Origin of the sequence: Desulfosarcina cetonica JCM 12296 (genome assembly GCF_001311845.1) — a bacterium.
Lineage (GTDB): Bacteria > Desulfobacterota > Desulfobacteria > Desulfobacterales > Desulfosarcinaceae > Desulfosarcina > Desulfosarcina cetonica.
This window is the reverse complement of the sequence record NZ_BBCC01000034.1, coordinates 27,075-43,853: the sequence shown is the minus strand read 5'-3', so window position 1 is coordinate 43,853 and position 16,779 is coordinate 27,075. Positions and strand designations below refer to the sequence as shown.

The 16,779-nt window shown below is 56.3% G+C and carries 19 protein-coding genes and 2 pseudogenes; 10 read left to right on the top strand and 11 right to left on the bottom strand.

Going from position 1 to position 16,779, the window contains the following annotated elements; genetic code table 11:
- From JCM12296_RS10420 to JCM12296_RS41645, 3 genes are all read right to left on the bottom strand, one after another.
- Positions 1 to 381 (bottom strand): ABC transporter ATP-binding protein (locus tag JCM12296_RS10420; protein ID WP_157067520.1); only part of this gene is annotated, 381 nt, incomplete at its 3' end.
- Positions 378 to 806 (bottom strand): efflux RND transporter periplasmic adaptor subunit, encoded by a 429-nt coding sequence (locus JCM12296_RS41650; protein ID WP_054692356.1) that lies wholly within the window; start codon positions 804 to 806, stop codon positions 378 to 380. The genes JCM12296_RS41650 and JCM12296_RS10420, both read right to left, overlap by 4 nt.
- A complete protein-coding gene (locus JCM12296_RS41645; protein WP_246804128.1) occupies positions 760 to 1,164 on the bottom strand; it encodes an efflux RND transporter periplasmic adaptor subunit in 405 nt (134 codons plus the stop codon). The genes JCM12296_RS41650 and JCM12296_RS41645 overlap by 47 nt, the downstream gene beginning before the upstream one ends.
- Positions 1,165 to 1,232: 68 nt before the next feature.
- Here JCM12296_RS41645 and JCM12296_RS44070 point away from each other — a divergent pair, with 68 nt between their 5' ends.
- A complete protein-coding gene (locus JCM12296_RS44070; protein WP_246804127.1) occupies positions 1,233 to 1,631 on the top strand; it encodes a hypothetical protein in 399 nt (132 codons plus the stop codon).
- 127 nt (positions 1,632 to 1,758) lie between these two features.
- Here JCM12296_RS44070 and JCM12296_RS10405 read toward each other — a convergent pair whose 3' ends face one another.
- Positions 1,759 to 2,178 (bottom strand): hypothetical protein, encoded by a 420-nt coding sequence (locus JCM12296_RS10405; protein WP_054692351.1) that lies wholly within the window; start codon positions 2,176 to 2,178, stop codon positions 1,759 to 1,761.
- A gap of 12 nt (positions 2,179 to 2,190) precedes the next feature.
- Positions 2,191 to 2,451 (bottom strand): hypothetical protein, encoded by a 261-nt coding sequence (locus JCM12296_RS10400; RefSeq protein WP_054692348.1) that lies wholly within the window; start codon positions 2,449 to 2,451, stop codon positions 2,191 to 2,193.
- 495 nt (positions 2,452 to 2,946) lie between these two features.
- Here JCM12296_RS10400 and JCM12296_RS10395 point away from each other — a divergent pair, with 495 nt between their 5' ends.
- The 9 genes and pseudogenes from JCM12296_RS10395 (at position 2,947) to JCM12296_RS10360 (ending at position 11,340) form a co-directional block, all read left to right on the top strand.
- Positions 2,947 to 4,062: an NAD(P)/FAD-dependent oxidoreductase gene (locus JCM12296_RS10395; RefSeq protein ID WP_054692344.1), complete on the top strand. Its 1,116-nt coding sequence runs from the start codon at positions 2,947 to 2,949 to the stop codon at positions 4,060 to 4,062.
- A 348-nt stretch (positions 4,063 to 4,410) separates the two neighbouring features.
- A complete protein-coding gene (locus JCM12296_RS10390) occupies positions 4,411 to 6,351 on the top strand; it encodes a heterodisulfide reductase-related iron-sulfur binding cluster (protein ID WP_054692341.1) in 1,941 nt (646 codons plus the stop codon).
- Positions 6,352 to 6,392: 41 nt separating this feature from the next.
- Positions 6,393 to 6,853: pseudogene (locus JCM12296_RS50365) on the top strand (electron transfer flavoprotein subunit alpha/FixB family protein); the annotation flags it as partial.
- Complete coding sequence (locus tag JCM12296_RS44060) at positions 6,854 to 7,381, top strand: electron transfer flavoprotein subunit alpha/FixB family protein (protein ID WP_306304005.1); 528 nt, start codon at positions 6,854 to 6,856, stop codon at positions 7,379 to 7,381.
- Positions 7,381 to 8,055, top strand: coding sequence for an electron transfer flavoprotein subunit beta/FixA family protein (locus tag JCM12296_RS10375; protein WP_054692331.1), 675 nt, complete (start codon positions 7,381 to 7,383; stop codon positions 8,053 to 8,055). The genes JCM12296_RS44060 and JCM12296_RS10375 overlap by 1 nt, the downstream gene beginning before the upstream one ends.
- A 176-nt stretch (positions 8,056 to 8,231) precedes the next feature.
- Positions 8,232 to 8,405: pseudogene (locus tag JCM12296_RS50360) on the top strand (NAD(P)-binding protein); the annotation flags it as partial.
- Between the two features lie 545 nt (positions 8,406 to 8,950).
- Positions 8,951 to 9,871 carry a phytoene desaturase family protein gene (locus JCM12296_RS44055; RefSeq protein ID WP_054692328.1) on the top strand — a complete coding sequence of 307 codons (921 nt, stop codon included), beginning with the start codon at positions 8,951 to 8,953 and terminating at the stop codon, positions 9,869 to 9,871.
- A gap of 148 nt (positions 9,872 to 10,019) precedes the next feature.
- Positions 10,020 to 10,829: an SDR family NAD(P)-dependent oxidoreductase gene (locus tag JCM12296_RS10365; protein ID WP_083456030.1), complete on the top strand. Its 810-nt coding sequence runs from the start codon at positions 10,020 to 10,022 to the stop codon at positions 10,827 to 10,829.
- 214 nt (positions 10,830 to 11,043) lie between these two features.
- On the top strand, positions 11,044 to 11,340 hold the full coding sequence (locus JCM12296_RS10360) for a hypothetical protein (protein ID WP_054692324.1): 297 nt from the start codon (positions 11,044 to 11,046) through the stop codon (positions 11,338 to 11,340).
- Positions 11,341 to 11,439: 99 nt separating this feature from the next.
- Here the strand turns inward: JCM12296_RS10360 and JCM12296_RS47315 are convergent, their stop codons facing one another.
- The 6 genes from JCM12296_RS47315 to JCM12296_RS10330 form a co-directional block, all read right to left on the bottom strand.
- Positions 11,440 to 12,225: an AMP-binding protein gene (locus tag JCM12296_RS47315; RefSeq protein ID WP_054692321.1), complete on the bottom strand. Its 786-nt coding sequence runs from the start codon at positions 12,223 to 12,225 to the stop codon at positions 11,440 to 11,442.
- The gene (locus JCM12296_RS10350) at positions 12,225 to 13,034 is read right to left on the bottom strand and encodes an AMP-binding protein (protein ID WP_054692319.1); all 810 of its coding nucleotides are present in this window, start codon (positions 13,032 to 13,034) and stop codon (positions 12,225 to 12,227) included. Before JCM12296_RS10350 ends, JCM12296_RS47315 begins: the two co-directional genes overlap by 1 nt.
- Positions 13,035 to 13,050: 16 nt before the next feature.
- Positions 13,051 to 14,241, bottom strand: a complete 1,191-nt coding sequence (locus JCM12296_RS10345; protein ID WP_054692316.1) for an acetyl-CoA acetyltransferase — start codon at positions 14,239 to 14,241, stop codon at positions 13,051 to 13,053.
- A gap of 60 nt (positions 14,242 to 14,301) precedes the next feature.
- A complete protein-coding gene (locus tag JCM12296_RS10340) occupies positions 14,302 to 15,126 on the bottom strand; it encodes an OB-fold domain-containing protein (protein ID WP_054692313.1) in 825 nt (274 codons plus the stop codon).
- Positions 15,123 to 15,725 (bottom strand): hydroxymethylglutaryl-CoA synthase family protein, encoded by a 603-nt coding sequence (locus tag JCM12296_RS39750; protein ID WP_054692310.1) that lies wholly within the window; start codon positions 15,723 to 15,725, stop codon positions 15,123 to 15,125. The genes JCM12296_RS10340 and JCM12296_RS39750 overlap by 4 nt, the downstream gene beginning before the upstream one ends.
- Positions 15,726 to 15,946: 221 nt before the next feature.
- Positions 15,947 to 16,690 carry a SphA family protein gene (locus tag JCM12296_RS10330; protein ID WP_422698676.1) on the bottom strand — a complete coding sequence of 248 codons (744 nt, stop codon included), beginning with the start codon at positions 16,688 to 16,690 and terminating at the stop codon, positions 15,947 to 15,949.
- Between the last annotated feature and the right edge of the window lie 89 nt (positions 16,691 to 16,779).

Below are 16,779 nucleotides of genomic sequence, written 5' to 3'. Positions count from 1 at the left end.
CTGCAGGGCGGCGGCCACGCGATCCTTGCGTTCCCTTACCGGCATGCCGGCCAGCACCAGGGGTAGGGCCACATTGTCGGCGGCGGTCAGTCGGGGGACCAGGTGAAAGAACTGGAAGATGAAACCGATGCGGAAGTGTCTGAGCCGGGCCTGCTGGTCGTCGCCCAGGGTGGTGGTATCTTTGTCGTCGAGCAGGTAATGTCCGCTGTCGGGACGGTCCAGCAGACCGAGAATGTTCAGCAGGGTCGATTTACCCGAACCCGACGGCCCCATGATGGAAAGATACTCGCCCTGGGTGATCTCCAGGTTTACATGGGCCAGGGCGTGTACCGGTTGACCGCCCACCTGGAAAATCCGGTTGACGTCTTCCAGGAGAATCACGGCGTCTCCTCGATCACCATGGCCCGGGCCCCATCCTCCAGGTTCGGCAGGTCGACATTGACCACCACCTGCGCGTCCGCTGTCAGGCCTTCACGCACCTCGGTGTAATCCCAATTGGACAGGCCGGCGACGATTTTGCGGCGCTCGATCGTGCCTTTGGCAGGAGCGAAAACATACACCGTATCCTCTGCCACCACCGCTTCGGTGGGGACCCGCAGGACATCCGGGCGCGTTTCCAGGATCACTTCGATATCGGCGCTGTATCCGGCCAGGAGCAAGGGGAAATCGTCCGTTCGGGTGAAGGCGGCCTCCACATCCACGGTGCGGGCCTGTTTTTCCACGTCCAGCACATAGTCGGACACCCGGCGCACGCGGCCCTCAAAGACCCGATTGCCGTAGGCATCCATGGTGATGCGTACGGGCATGCCCACCGAATGCCGGCCACATCCACTTCGTCAATGGGGGCGATGACATAAAAACAGCCCGATGCGATGATGTCGATGACCGGTGGGGTGGGGACCCCAGGGGGGAGGGGGTGACGTACTCATAGCGTTCCCCGTTGATTTCGGCGATGATCCCATCGAAGGGGGCATACAGGCGGGTGCGGGCCAGGTTGGCGCTGACCACGGCTAATTGCGCTTCGCGGACCCGCACCTCGCTGCGCGCGGCCTGGCACTCGGCCGCCAGGGCATCGGCTTCGGCCACGGTATTTTCCATGCGTTCCCGGGTACCGACCCTTGACTTGAAAAGCGTTTTTTGGCGTTCGGCGTTTTTTGCCGCCACGCGGCCCGTGAGCAGGCGGACCGTACCCGATCACGGGTGGCGGTAATTTCTCGACGGGAGAATTGGACTTGGGCCGCCAGATCTTCGTTCCACAACTCGAGGAGCAGTTCCCCTTCCTTGACCCGATCGCCTTCGGATATGGGCAACCGGGCGATTTGACCGCCTATGCTGGGGGAGAGCTTGGCCCGGCGGCAGGCCTTGACGGTTCCGGCGCGGGTGTTGGCCACGGTCCGTTCCACCCGCCCACGGGTAACCGGCTTGACCACCACCTTCAGCGGATCGGGGCGGGTGAAGTGACGGAAGCTCCACACCAGAGCCGCCAGGATGAAAATGACGATACTCCAGCGAAACGCTTTTCGCCAGGGATGGCGCTTTGGGGCCGGGGAAACGGTATCCACCTTGTCACCTTTGACGGATTCGTAAAAAAACCACTCAAGCACCTCCTGTGCAACGGGCATCAGCCGTGAAACGGACCATCGTCACCCACTGTATCATTCAGAGGGCGACGATGGCAATGGGACCTATTTGGCTCTCAGCCTTTGTTGGATGACCATAAACGGTCGGGTTGATCGTGCGCGAAAAGGGGGAACCGATTTATTCATCCGCCGGTGGCAGCCATATCCGCTGCAGTCGGTCAAAGCGCCGGTTCAGCCGCTGCGTCTGTTCCGAGGTGAGCACGGCATTCAGATCCTGGCGTGTTTTTTCCAGCTGTGCCAGAAGCTGCTGACGCATTTTTGTCCGCAGGATGTGCAGCGGGTCCAGATCCCGCTTGATGATTTGGGCGACCTGGCGGCGCTGGTCAGGACTCAAGTCCAGATACCGACGATGATTGATGCGTTCGGCGAATAGGGCCGGGTGGTGAAAGCTCTCCTGAAAGCGATCGTAGGCGATTTTCAGGGTCAGGCCGCCGCCGATGACCATGCCACAGGTAAAGACGACGGTCATCCAGAGGATTGTCCAGCGTCGCCGCCGTGTTGGTCGTGGCAGCCGTTCGTTGGGGGAATGGGTTTGCATATGCAGCCTCGTTTAAAGGAACCAGCCGACCGCCGATGCAAAATAGACGTTCAGCGGGTTGGTGAAGAAATCGACCAACGGCAAGATCGCCAGGGTTGTGCCGGCGGCGGCCGTCAGGGTGGTGGCGGCAACCACGGCCATCAATGGCAATGAGGGGCCGGACGGTTGACGAAGACGCGGAATGACCCGCCCGGTGACATCCACACGCGGCAGCGGCTCGTGGCGGGCATACCGGGCCAGGTTGTCGACAATGGCAAGGGGATCGGCTTTCATCTTTGTGCCTCCATCAGGATTCTCTTTCAAGTAAAGCGGTTAGACGTTTGCAAGCATAGTGGCTCAAGTTGGCCAATCGGTTACACCCGTCGTATTTTTTTTTTGCAAATAAAACCTTCCTGGCCGGAATAGATTTCCTGGTAATGCTTCCAGGAGAAAAGGGGACTTAATGAAGCCGCAAACCAGATTGGGCCTATGGGTTGCCGAAATGTCAAATTTTTGAATGGTTTACTTTGAGCTTATCCGAGTGCCGCGTGCTTACAGTAGATTAATAAAGAATAATAATTAAAATATGTTATAATTAAAAAAATCAGCGAAACTTTTCCGGGGGATTAAAAAATATTTTGTTGTGTTGACAAACACGAAACATTTGAATTAAATGTGAAAGGAGATTGAAAGCCATCTTTTTTCTCTTAGCCTGTTTTTTTCGACCCATATCGTGACCCAGACGTGTCAATCGATGCTCATCAACGGCCTTGATAAGGTGAGGTGTAGATGAAGAACCCGCTAAATGCCGATGTTATCGTCGTCGGCGCAGGGCCCGGTGGCGCCGCAAGTGCGAAATACTGTGCGGCAGCGGGGTTGAAAACAGTGCTGATCGAGAAGAAAGCACTTCCCCGAGACAAGGTTTGTACGGGCATGATTATGGGGAATTGGGCGCTCGACACCATTCGGGAAGAATTCGGAACCATCCCCGACACCATTTTTACGTCACCGCCGGAATTGAATGGCCATCGGTTTTACGTCGCCGGTGCCGCCGTGCAAACGCTGACGGCGCACACCCTGCTCACCTGGAGAAAAGACCTTGATCACTGGCTGGTCGCATGTGCCAGAGACGCGGGGGCGGTCCTGGTCTCGAACACAAGGGTGCTTCGGGTGGTTGCGCATGAGGATCACATCCGCGTCGATCTTCTGAAAGATGGAAAAAAAGAGAGCCTTTCAGCGCGATTTGTGATCGGCGCCGACGGGGCGACATCGGTCGTTCGTAAAAGTATTTTGCCGGAACTGCAGGTGAACTATTCAGGCCCTGTTCGGGTGTGGTATCAGGGGCGGCTGTCGTTGGATCAGCGCTACATTCATTGGTTCTTTCCCAAACGGCTTCCCCGGCCAAGGTTCAATGTCAATCACAAAGACGGTATCCTCCTACTGGAAGGGGCCGGGATTAAAGAGCTTGCCCGGGAGATTGCCGAAACCCTCTCCCCTTACGGCTTTGACCCCGATTGGAAGCCCATCAAGAAGGATGGATGCGTGATTGCTTTGCTTCATCGACAACTGCTCGAGGGCGATTTTGTTCCTGCCAAGGGAAATGTGCTTTTGGTGGGGGATGCGGCCGGTCTGATCCTCCCGATTACGTTTGAAGGCATTGGAACGGCCCTAAAAAGTGGAATCGCCGCCGCCCGCACCATCATCGCAAACGCGCATCATGGCCGTATTGCGGCACCGGAGTATGTGTCCGGGATCCAAACGATTATTGACGCGATCCGGCACCTATACATGGACCGCTTTCATCTGAAAGGCGAAATGGACCCGTTGAAACGAAACCTGGGCCCCGACGCCATTGCTGCTGGCTTGGTTTCCGCTTATCGTGAGACATTGCTTCTGCAAGAATAACCACGCTTTTATGCACCGACCCGAAAAGCTCGCCTAAACCGGTTCCAAGGAAAGCAGACCCCCTTTCTAAATTCTCACCTATCAACAATTATCCTCCCCTTTGATCTGAATTCACCGGCTGGTGAACCGTTAAGGTTGTCGGTTTCCATTGAAAGCGACGTGTCTAAGACTTGTAATGAATGGTTTTAAGTTTTTATTAATGGTTTTTTTATTTTTTTGTTTTGCATTTACTATGGTCTTTATGATTCTGTTTTATACAGAAGTCATCTCTAAACGGATTTTCAAAACAAATCCCCCCATGGCCCCTCTTCTCGAGGCAGGAGTAACGCGAATACAGGAGAAATGCCCATGTCAGCCCATCGGATTATGTACTGGCAAATCGAAAACATCTGGCTTTTTTATCTTCTCACAGCGATTGCATTGGTTTTGTTCTTCATCGGTGCGGGCAGCCACGTCTGGGTATGGCGGAAAAGCAGTAAATCCGTCTCACTGTCGGGGATTGGGCGGGCGTTAAACAAAATGATGATGGATATCTTCACCGGTAGGCGCCTGATCCATGGCGACATGGCGGCCGGTTTGATGCATTTCGCTATCTTCTGGGGATTTTTTCTTCTCTTCGCCGGCACCTGTGTGCTCTCCGTGCACCACTACGTGGTCGAGTTCATGGAAGGCGGGATCTACCTGTGGTTTTCCCTGTTGATGGAGATCGGCGGGATCCTGCTTCTGGTCGGTGTCGTCTGGGGGCTCGCCCGTCGATACCTGCAGCGCGTGCCGCGGCTGGAAAGACGGGCAGAGGATGCGCTGATGCCGTTGTGGTTCGTTATGATGGTGCTCTCCGGGTTTGTCCTGGAAGGGGCGCGGCTGTCCGTGCACCAGCCGCAATGGGCAGCGTGGTCGTTCGTCGGCAACTGGACCGCCGGTCTGATCCCGGTCGCTACGGCCGAGGTGCTCTATCCAACCTTCTGGTGGGCCCACGCACTGCTTTGCCTGGGGTTTATCGCGGTGGTCTGCTACTCGAAGATGTTTCATATTCTCGGTGCGCCGGCCAGTATCTTTTTCAGCAGTGCGGCCCCCGTCTCGCCCCCTGGTCTCGACGATGAAGCCGGCCGGTTGGATGTGGCCGAGGCGGTCTTCTACGACGGCTGCATGCGCTGCGGCCGCTGCGTGGCGGCCTGCCCATCGACCGGGGCAGGAGAAGCCTATGCCCCCAGGGATTTTGTGCAGTGGGCACGCAAACAGATGTGGCAAACCCGATTCCCCTACAAGGATATCCGGTTGTGGAACCGAAACGGTTATGAGGGGGTCAACGAGAGCTTGTGGTACTGCACGACCTGCCGGGCCTGCCTGGAAGTATGCCCCGTCTATGGCGCGGCCTTCGAGGCGGTCGCCAAAGAAAGACGACAAGCCGTGGAGGAAGGGACACTGGTGCCCGCCCTGATGAACCAGACTTTGGAGAAGCTGTTCCGTTACGACAACCCATGGGAATCTTCCAAGAAGCAGCGCGGTGCCTGGGCTGAGGAGCTTGATGGCGAGATTACCGATCTGAGCAAACGCGGCGCCGAGGCGGACCTGTGCTATTTCGTCGGCTGTACCACGTCGTTTGATGACCGGGCCAGGGGGATCGCCAAATCGTTTTCAAAAGTCCTGCGACAGGCCGACGTCAGTTTCGGCATCCTTGGAAAAAAGGAGCCCTGCTGCGGGGATATCGGCCGCAGAGTCGGAGAATTCGGACTTTTTGAAGAGCAAAAGGAAAAATGTGAATCCCTGTTTGACAAATACGGTATCTCCGACGTCGTGACGTCATCTCCCCACTGCTACCACACGCTGGCCACCGATTATACGGACACGCAGTTCAAGGCCCGCCATTACACCATGCTCCTCAAAGAACTCCTGGACAGCAAAAAGTTTGCTTTCGACAAGCGCTTGAACGTGACCGTGACCTTTCACGATCCCTGTTATCTCGGACGGCACAATCGCATCTTCGATGCGCCCAGGGACGTGATCCGCGCCATCCCCGGCGTGAGACTGGTGGAGATGGAACATACCCGCGAAAACAGTCTTTGCTGCGGTGGGGGCGGGGGGCGGATGTGGCAGGACTTGAAAGGGGAGCGCAAAATGAGCGAGGTCCGGATCGAGGAGGCCGAGGCCACCGGTGCGCAAATCCTCATCACGGCCTGCCCGCTGTGCCTGATCATGATGGAGGATGCCCGCAAGGCTGCCGGGACCAAGGAGGGCTTTCGGGTCATGGATCTCAACGAACTGCTTCTGGAAGCGCTGGAAACCGAATAAACATTTGAAATAGGCAAAAACACTTGGCAAGGAGGTTCGGTATGAGTGAGGTGTTGATTTTAGGGGAAATAAAAGACGCATCCCTGGATTCGAGAACGCTGGAACTGCTGGGGGCCGGGAAAAAACTGGCCGACGCATCGGGTGGCAAACTCTCGGTGCTTCTCATGGGGGATTCGATCGGGGATGTTGCCGAGGCGGCCACGGCGTATAGCCCGGATCTGGTTTACAAGGCCGAACACCCGTTGCTGAAGGGGTTCAATGCGGATCTCTGGCTGGCAGCTTGGAGCAGGCCTGCAAGGAGATCAAACCCGGCATGCTTCTGATGAGCCATTCCTTCATCGGCATGGAACTGGCCCCCCGGTTGGCCTGCCGGCTTGACAGCCGTCTGACCACCGACTGTATCGAGCTGGCTGTCGATCCTGCAGACGGGTGCTTACTGGCGACCAAACCGGTATCGGGCGGCAATGCCATCTCGGTGTTCAAATGCTCAGGGCAGACGCAGATGGTGACGGTCCGGGGCAACGTGTTTCCACCCGCCGAATCCGGCAGCGCCGGCGGCGCCGTCGCCCCGATCAGCATCACCATCGACGAATCCATGTCCCGTACACAGTCGCTGGAGATCGTCGCCGAGGATACGGTCGCCCTGGACAAGGCCAATATCGTGATCGCCGGCGGTGCGGGGCTCGGCGACGAAGACGGTTTCGAACTGCTCGAGGAACTGGCCGAGGCCCTTGGCCAGTCGTTCGGCTCCGTGATGATCGGTTGCAGCCGCATGGCCGTCGACAAGGGGTGGATCTCCTCCGACCATCAGATCGGCCTCACCGGCACCATTATCGCTCCGGATGTCTACGTGGCCGTGGGAATATCCGGAGCGATCCATCATTTGGTGGGCATGGTCCATTCCAAAAAGATCATCGCCATCAACACGGATCCGAGCTGCAACATCTTCAAGGTTGCCGATTACGGCATCGTCGAAGATTACGAACAGGTTTTGCCGACCTTGATCAAGAGACTTGAGGAGGTACTCTAATGAGTGAACTGAACATTATCGTCTGTGTCAAACAGATTCCCGACCCTGAAGCACCGCTCTCCGATGTGAGCATCGATGCCGACAACATGGAGGTCATCGTTGACGCACCCCAGGTGATCAGCCCCTTTGATGAAAATGCCCTGGAAGCCGCCATTCAATTGAGTGAAGAATCAGGCGGCAAGGTGACCGTGCTGAGCATGGGTAAAAAACTGTCGGACAGCGTGCTGCGCAAGGCCCTTGCGGCCGGTGCCGACGAGCTGATTCTGCTGGAAGACAACGGCTTCGACAAGCTCGACAGCCATTCCACGGCCGCTGTTCTCGCTGCCGCCATAAAAAAAATCGGTTCATATGATCTGGTGCTGACCGGCAGGCAAGCCGGCGATTGGGATTCCGGCCAGGTCGGATTGATTTTGGGCGAGATGCTGGAGCTTCCCTGTATCAGCCTGGCCCGTGAAATTAAAGTTGAAGATGGCAGCGTCATCGTCAAAAAAACCGTCCCCGCGGGCTACGAGCGGGTCAAAGCGGCGTTGCCCGCCCTGATCACCGTGAGCAACGAGGTGGGCGAGCTGCGCTATATCTCCCGAACCCGGATGCTGAAAATGATGCGGGGGGGAATATTCCATCCTGGGCCGCCGAGGAGATCGGCGTTTCGGCGGATGCGATCGAAAAGCTGAAGATCGCCTCGCTGACCACGCCTCCGGATATGACCCGGGATTGCCAGTTCCTTGAGGGGTCCCCCGACGAACAGGCAGCAGCACTGGCCGATGTTTTTGTGTCATTGCGTTAGACCGTCCATTGAAGCCGGACCCCAACTGTTTACCAAACATTCAATACGAGGAGGTAGATCTTCATGGCTGACAAAACTTACGATGCAGTTATTATCGGCGGCGGACATCACGGCACCATCATTGCTCCTTACCTGGCCAAGGCCGGCCTGTCCGTGGGCGTTTTCGAACTGCTGGACCACCTGGGCGGCGGTGCGGTGACCGAGGATGGGCCGGCACCGGGCTACCGCATGAACTTCTGTGCGCATTTTACGCGCTTCATGGGCCATCCGGCCTACAAGGAGTTCAATCTGCGCGAGGAAGGACTGGAATATCTCTTCCCCGAGACCAATGAGGCCATTATCTTCGACGATGAGACCTCTTACGCCAGCTATTCCACCTGGCGGTGCGTCGACCCCCAGACCGGGGCCGTGGAATTCAGCAATGAGAACATGAAGAAGACGTATGATCAGATTTCCCAGTTTTCCAAGGAAGATGCCGAGACCTATCTTCGGCTGACGGAGATCTACAAGGAAAAATGGCGCCCGGCATTTAAAAAATTCCGTTATCGTCCGCCGACACCCTGGGGCACGCCGGATTCCTTTGAAGCGATGTTCGACGATCCGGGCAGTCTGATTACACCGGATATGCAGTTCTGGAACTGCAAACAGTTCGCCCGCTACTTCTTCAAAAGCGATGAGTTACGCATCTTGTGCATGCGGGGCTTTTTGACCTCATGCGGCCTCTACCCCAATGATGTACCGGGAATCGGCATGATGATCGCGGCGATCCACCTGGTGCTGGGATGGGAATCGGCCGCCATCGCCAAGGGGGGAACCGGATCGATCACCAAGCGTTGGCAAACGCCGGGAAAAAACTCGGCGTCGAGTATCATCTCAATTCCGAAGTCGCCAAGATCCATGTCGAAAACGGCAAGGCCACCGGTATCCGCCTGGCCGACGGGACAGAAATCGCCGCCAAGCAAATGGTCATCGGCGATATCGGCAACGCCCAGTTGTTCGACCGCATGCTCAATCCGGATCTCAAAACCGACGAAATGCAGCGCCGGCTGGATACCAACCTGTACGACCGGGGGCATGTCTGGTGGGGAACCATGGGCGTCCATGAGCTTCCCGACTACAAGGCGGCCAAAAACAATCCGGATATCAATGCCACGCCGCGCACCTACTGGGCACCCAAGGATCTGGCGTACATGGAAGACAAATACATGCACGAAATCATGCTCCTGGGCATGGCCTCCAAGTTCTTCTGCCTGTCGGCGCCCGACAGCTACTGGGATCCGTCACGTGTTCCCGAGGGCAAGCATTCCGTGGCCTTCGAGGACTACACCTGTCCCATGCATTTTCACTCCAGGAAAGAGTGGCGCCAAATGTCGGACGAGTTTGTCGAAGAGCTCCTGCGCCAATGGGTCAAATACGCTCCCAACATGAAAAAGAGCAACGTGATCGGCTACCGGGTCATCAACCCCGTGGACCTGCAGGATACGCATCCGGATATGAAAGGCGGGTGCTGGAGCGTGGGCAGTATGGCCGGTTCCCAGAATGGCCGGTTCAGGGGCTCCCCCAACAATGGCTTCAAGACATTTATCGATAACCTCTATATTTGTTCGTCGGCCATGTTCGGTGGCGGCGGCATCGCGCGCGGATCCAGTTATAACTGCTACAAGGTGATCGCCGACGACTTCGGACTGCGTCAGCCGGAATAACCGGTGTCGCTGGCACCTGCAATGAAATAGAAGAGATGGAGAAAAATCGCCATTTGCCTCGGAGATGATGTCACCTTTTTGCGCTGCTGCAATCGCCGATACCGCCGGATTGATTTTTCTCCATCTCTTTTTCTGAGGAGACAACCCTATGTCAATAGAGAAAAGGCTGTTTAATTTGGAGGGCAAAACAGCCCTTGTCACCGGCGCCTCCTATGGGATGGGCAAAAGTTTTGCCCAAACCCTTGCCGAAGCCGGCGCTAATGTCGTGATTACGGCCCGGAACAAGAAGCTGTTGGAAGAAACAGAGGCCGAATTATTAAAAACGGGGCAAAAAGTGCTTTCCATATCCGCGGATGTATCCAATCCCGACGATGTGGCCCGCATGATAGAAATGACAGTGGCTCGATTCCATACCCTGGACATTGCCGTTAACAATGCCGGGATCGTGACCTCGCCCCAGCGATTTCATGAAATGCCGCTGGACGACTGGGAAAAAGTGATTTCCGTCAACCAAACCGGCCTGTTCGTGTGTATGCAAAAAGAGATCCAGCAGATGCTGAAGCAGGGCACCGGAGGCAGCATCATCAACAATTCGTCGGTGTTGGGCCTCGTCGGCCTGGATCCTGACATGAAACCGCGGGTCAACTATGTCGCCTCCAAACATGCGGTCAACGGTCTTACCAAACAGGGCGCTGTCGAATACGCCGAATACGGCATTCGCGTCAATGCCATCGCACCGGCCTGGCATTCGGGGACCGCGTTGTCTAGTGTCCGATCCAACGCGCAAAGCTCCCAGGAGCAGGATGAACGGGAGAAACACCTGGTGGCCCGAACGCCGATGAGACGGCGCGGCCTGGTGGACGAATTGCAGGGATTGGTGCTTTTTCTGGCATCGGATTCATCCACATATGTGACCGGGCAGATCATTGCTTCGGATGGTGGCTGGACGGCCCATTAAGTGGTGCGCCCAAATCCGCGATGGCTGGATAGTGAAGCAGGGGCCAGAACCAACAAACCGGCTTATTGGGAGAAGTACAATGAACTTGCTGAAGAGGTGATTGTATCCGATGATTTCCTCTGCCATCTCCGCGCTATTTGTCCGTTCATGATGTTTACTATTCAAGGCCTTTGGTTTCTGCCGGAGGCTTGTCACATTGAAGAAAGGGGATCCCATGATCGGCGTATTTGTCAGGTTTTGCTATGCAGACGATTTTGATGCAAACGCCGTACAAGCCGTAGCCGACAACGCCCATGCGCGTTTCAAGGGAATGCCGCAGCTGCGTTTCAAGGCATTTACCATCAATCCGGAAAAGCGGGAAGCGGTCAACTTCTACATCTGGGAATCCATGGAAGCGGCCCGGGCGTTTTTCAACGAAGCACTGCTGGAACGCGTCACGGGGCATTACAAGGTGCGTCCGATTCTCGAGTTCGTAGAAATCGCGGCAATAGTGGATAATGCCGCGCAGTGACGCCGTCGTTGCCATACCAATGACGATTTTGCCGTCGTATTCGCATCAGCGCGAGAAGACACGTGGGGGCCTGACAGGCACCCACGTGGCGCACGGCACCTATCGGGAAATGGATATGCCGGCGCGTTCACGATCCCAGGTGGTTGCGGTGAGTCCCGCCTCCTTGAGCCGGAATTTCTGGACCCGTTCGGTAGGCGTTTTGGGTAGATGATCCATGAATTCCACATATCGCGGTACGGCAAAATAGGGCATCCGATCGTTGGCGTAGCGGATAAGTTCCGCAGGATCCATTTGCTCACCGGGCTGGAGGACAACGCAGATTTTTACTTCGTCTTCAGCCAGTTCCGATTTTACCGCCACTGCTGCCGACTCCAGTACCTTGGGATGGGTGTTGATGGCCCGTTCCACTTCGAACGATGAGATGTTCTCCCCGCGCCGTCGCAAGGCATCTTTTTTCCGATCGACAAAATAAAAATACCCGTCAGTATCTTTTTTGGCCAGATCACCCGAGTGAAACCAGAGATTGCGGCAGGCCTCCAGGGTTTTGTCGGGCATGTTGTAGTAGCCCAGCATCATGACCAAGGGCTCTTTGGGGCGGAAAACGATCTCTCCGATGTCTCCCACCGGCACTTCCCGATCCTCATCGTCCACCAGTTTGATTTCATAGATGTCCATGGGCTTGCCGCAGGAGCCGTTTCGTCGGTTGTCCGCCTGAACATGGATGGGAATGCCGATTTCGGTCATGCCGAACCCTTCCAGGCAGGTGATGCCGAAACGCGCTTCCACCTCGCCCATCACCTCGGCCGGACAGCCGGCGCCAAGGGCGATCACCGCCGGATTGTCCAGATCGTCGTCCCGCCTGGGCTGCTTGGCCAGAATCGGCATTACCGCGCCAGGTAGTTGAATTGGGTGGCCCCATAGCGGCGGATATCGTCCCAGAAACCGGATGCGCTGAAGTGATCCGTCAGCACCATTTGGGCTTCGGCCACGAGCGTGGTCAGCGTGGTCAATACCTGGGCATTGAAGTGGTACAAGGGCAAGAAGGTGTAGAAAATATCGTCTTTCCCGCCATTGCGATAGGCCAGCATCTTCTCTGCGCAGACGATCCAGAAGTTATGCGGACCCAAGGCACCTTTGGACAGTCCCGTGGTCCCGGAGGTGTAGATGATGCTGATGGGGTCCCACGGGTGGACCTTGACGTCGACGGCATCTTCCGGGCTGCTGAAGAAATCCTCGTAGGCCATGCGTGGAATCCTGTTGACGTCCTGTCGGTCGTCTTGCATGCCGCCCACAACGATGACCGTTTCCAGTTTCGTCAGCGCCTTTTCGATACGCTCAAGTCGATCCAGGTACTGGCTGTCGATCACCAAGATCCTAGAATCCGACTGATCGACGATATGACGCAGGAATTCGCCTTTGTAGTTGGTATTGACCGGCACTTCAATAGCGCCGATTTTAGCCAGGCCAAACCATAGGTAGATGAAGGCCGGCTGGTTGGGCAGCATGATGCTGACCTTGTCGCCCTTGCCGATTCCCAGATTCAAAAAGCCGTTGGCGCAGCGATTGGCGTAACGATTCAGCTCATCATAGGTAATTTGCTCTTCCTTGAATCGCATGAAGATCTTGTGCGCATTTCTTTCGAGCCGATCGGTAAGCAAGTCTCCCAGCACCCTCGGCGTATCGGCGTTGCTCATTATGCTTTCCCTCTATTCATTTTTCATTTCCCAGCACCACACAGCTGGCAATGCCCATCCCCGCATTCCCGCCCAGATTGTGGGCCAGCCCGATCCTCGGATTTTTTATCTGCCGGGGACCGGCCTTTCCCTGCAATTGCTTGTATATTTCGTACATCATTCTAAGGCCGCTGGCGCCCAACGGATGACCGAAACATTTCAGCCCGCCGTCGGTATTGACCGGCAGGCTTCCGTTCAGTGAGAAGGTTCCCGCCTCGATATCTTCTCCGGCTTTACCCCGGGGAGAAAACCCCAAATCTTCGTACAAAATCAGTTCGTGAGTGGTGAAGCAGTCATGCACCTCGGCGCAACTGATGTCCCGGCGCGGATCTTGGATGCCGGCCTGCTGGTAGGCCATTTGGGCTGCGCGTACGTTTTCCTCGACGTGAACGTAATCGTAATCCTGGCGCATGACTCCCTGGCGGGCCCCCACGCAGATGGACAGCCCCTTGATATAGACCGGATCCGAACGGAAATGGCTGGCCATGTCCGCCCGGACCACGATGGCTGCCGCGGCGCCGTCGCTCACACCGCAGCAGTCATACAGCCCCAAGGGCCAGGCAACCATTGGGGCGTTGACCACTTGGTCCACCGTCAATTCGTTGTGGAAGTGGGCTTTGGGGCTCAAACTGCCGTTGTGATGGTTTTTAACCGCAATTTGGGCGAGCAGACGCTTGCCGTGTTCGCGGGTCAGCCCGTAATGATGAAAGTAGCGAGTGCCCAGATAGGCAAAAGAGGCGGGCGCGCTGAACCCCGAGCCAATACCGGAGCTGCCGTCCGGATTGTCGCCCACGATGGCCGGTCCGCTTACGCCGGTTCGCCCCGAATCCTTGAGCTTTTCCACCCCGATGGCCAGTGCGATGTCGCAGGCCCCGGCGGCAACGGCATACACTGCGCCCCTCAACGCCTCTGAACCGGTGGCACACATGTTTTCCACCCGGGTCATGGGAATGTACTGCAGCCCCAAAGGCGAGAGGGTCAGGGCCGTTACTCCCGAGAAGACGGTTCCCAGCCAGGCGGCCTGGATATCTGCCGGATGGATAGCGGCATCTTCGAACGCTTCATGGGCGGCCTCGATGAGGAGGTCTCCAACACCCATTTCCCAACGTTCGCCGAACCGGGTGCAGCCCATGCCGACAATGGCGACCTTGTCTCGAATACTGTCCATGTCCACCTCTCTATCGGCAAAGCGAATCGGGTTAGACGGTTAAGCCCTGCTGGTGGGCAATCATTTCAAAACAGTAGGCTTGGCCTTCCAGAAGTAGTTGATCATCCCTTCGTCCTGAGACAGTTTCCGAAAGGTCATTTCCAACGGCATGCCGATTTCAACACGATCCAGATCATAATCGGTCAACTCGCATATCAACCTGCCGCCGCCCTCGAAATCGACAACGCCATTGAGTCCCGGGGGATTCTTGGTCGGCTGAAGATGATCGATGGCATAAGTAAACAAGGCGGCCTTTTTGTCTGAAAAACAATAGGGTGTGAAATCGTCTTTGGACTGACATCCAATGCAGACTCTGATTTTTTGTCCAATCGGATGAATTTGCGGAAGTCCACAGGTGTTGCATTGAACGCCGGTCAAGTTCGAAATCGTCTGGCGTTCCCGCCAACGGCTGGACAGGGATGGTTCGGCCCTGGCTGGCAGGCTTGATGCTTGGAGCGGCATCAGCTCCCGCCAGTTGAGATAGGTCGCGTAATCGATCGATCGCCCCATCTTTAGTTGTTGATCCAGACTGGTCTGACAGGTGGTAACCGCTTCCGTTGCCCGCAACACAAAGGCATCTGCGCCGTCCCCATAATTGGCCACAAGAAGCCTGTCTCCTGGCCGCGCCTTTTCTAACGCGGCGATCAGCATGATAACGGTTGCCGTCGCTCCGGTGTGTCCAATCCGATCGAACAATGGCTCTTGGACCTGTGTGGCCTTAAAACCAAGCGTTGCGGCCAGTTGGGCATGGGCCCGGGAATCGGCCGCCGAAAACACGATGGTCGAGAAGTCTTCCGGCTGAAGCGCATTGGCCGCCAGCAGACTGCCGATGGTTTCCAGCATCATCGGTTGATAGCCTTGGTCATCGATAAAGCGTTTCTCCCCGGATTTGACGAAGCGATCCGTCGCTGTGCGCCAGGAACCGGTAAACTCACTGTAAGAACGATAACACGATTCCATCTCGGCGATGACCCCTTTGCGTCCGATGGCCAGACAGGCCGCTGCATCACCAAATAGGGGCTCATCCATTCCTTTGGGAGCACCTTGACGGCAATCCGCAATCGCCACGAGCGCGTCGTCGGCAGATCCGCCTTGACGGCATCGAGGGCCGACATCAAGGCGGTTGTCCCCGCCTTCAGGGAGTTGGCAAAGTCCGCCGTGACGGTTTTGCGATCCATTCCCACTGCACTGGCGATGATGGCGGCATTTTGTTTTTCCAGATACGGTGCGGTGGTGCTGGCAAAAAAGAGGATATCCGGTTGCAACGCGTTACCGTTCACGCAATTCCGGACAGCGGCCACGGCCATGGTGACAGGATCCTCATCATGACCGGCCACCGCTTTTTGCCCGCCGCCGGTAGCACGCGTTCGCCACATTCTGGCGATTTCATCTCGCCGCAGCCTGTAAATGGGGATGTAGGCCCCCAATGCGGTTATCCCGGTCATGTTTATCCTCGCTTTGGAAATGGAAAACCGGAAAAAGAATTGAAAGATTAAAGATTGCTGGGTGGACGCATTTGGACGTGCGTTCGAAGGTCTTGTTGAGATGCGTGGCCCCTTCACGCCGGTTACAGCAGGGTTTTTTTTATTTGGGATTGGCGTGAAGGGACCACACAAGTCTGGGGGTGAACCATTGATGATGGCTCAGCCGATCTCCCTTTGCGTGACTACCATGATTTGGTCAGCGTCAGGACGACTTGCGAGCCTTGTGTCGTATTTTTCGCACCAAACTCGCGCAACGCCCTGAGGTTAAGCTGGAGCAATTTTGGCGGCAGCCAGAAGAAGTTGATTTCCGCACCCAAAGAATAGGCTTGTTTGCGTTCGTCAGCGAGCGTTCCCGGACCGTCGTCACTGTCGTCTCCGATCTGCCAGTAGGCCGATCCACAAATACCCGGTCTGATGGAAAGCTTCTCGTTAATGCCGATTTCTTTTCCCAGCCCGTACTCGACGACGAGTTCCGGACCCGGCGTTACATCGGTCTCATCCTGTTCGGTGTTGACCAGCGTCCGGGTCATGGCGCTGAGCGACCATGATCGATGGTCATCGAAATACACCGTACCGCCGAGGGTCAACATCCCCGACCAGTAACCCAGGCCGGGTGAGGCATAATTGTCACTATCGTACTCACCGGTCGGCGCGTAGACGCCCAATGTGAGTGTTGCATCCCAGCGCGGCCGGTGCCAGATCAGGGTGAAGGGCTCAAAAAAAACGTCGCCCAAGGACAGGGACTTGCTGTCGGATACGCCCAACACATCGATATTGACCTCCTTGTCGACGATGGGTACGACCACTTCATAAGCGTAGTAAGCCCCCAGGATTTTCTTTTGGGTGACGTGAAGAAAACGGTGCACCGTCGCCAAGACCTTCGCGTCAAAACCAACGTCCAGATCATCACCATTGTCATCTTTCAAATGCGTGGGGTTGGTAAAAAACGCATAACCCCGGTAATGGAATCCCGGGGGCGGCCCGCTGCCGGCCAGTACGCCTTCACCGCCGAACG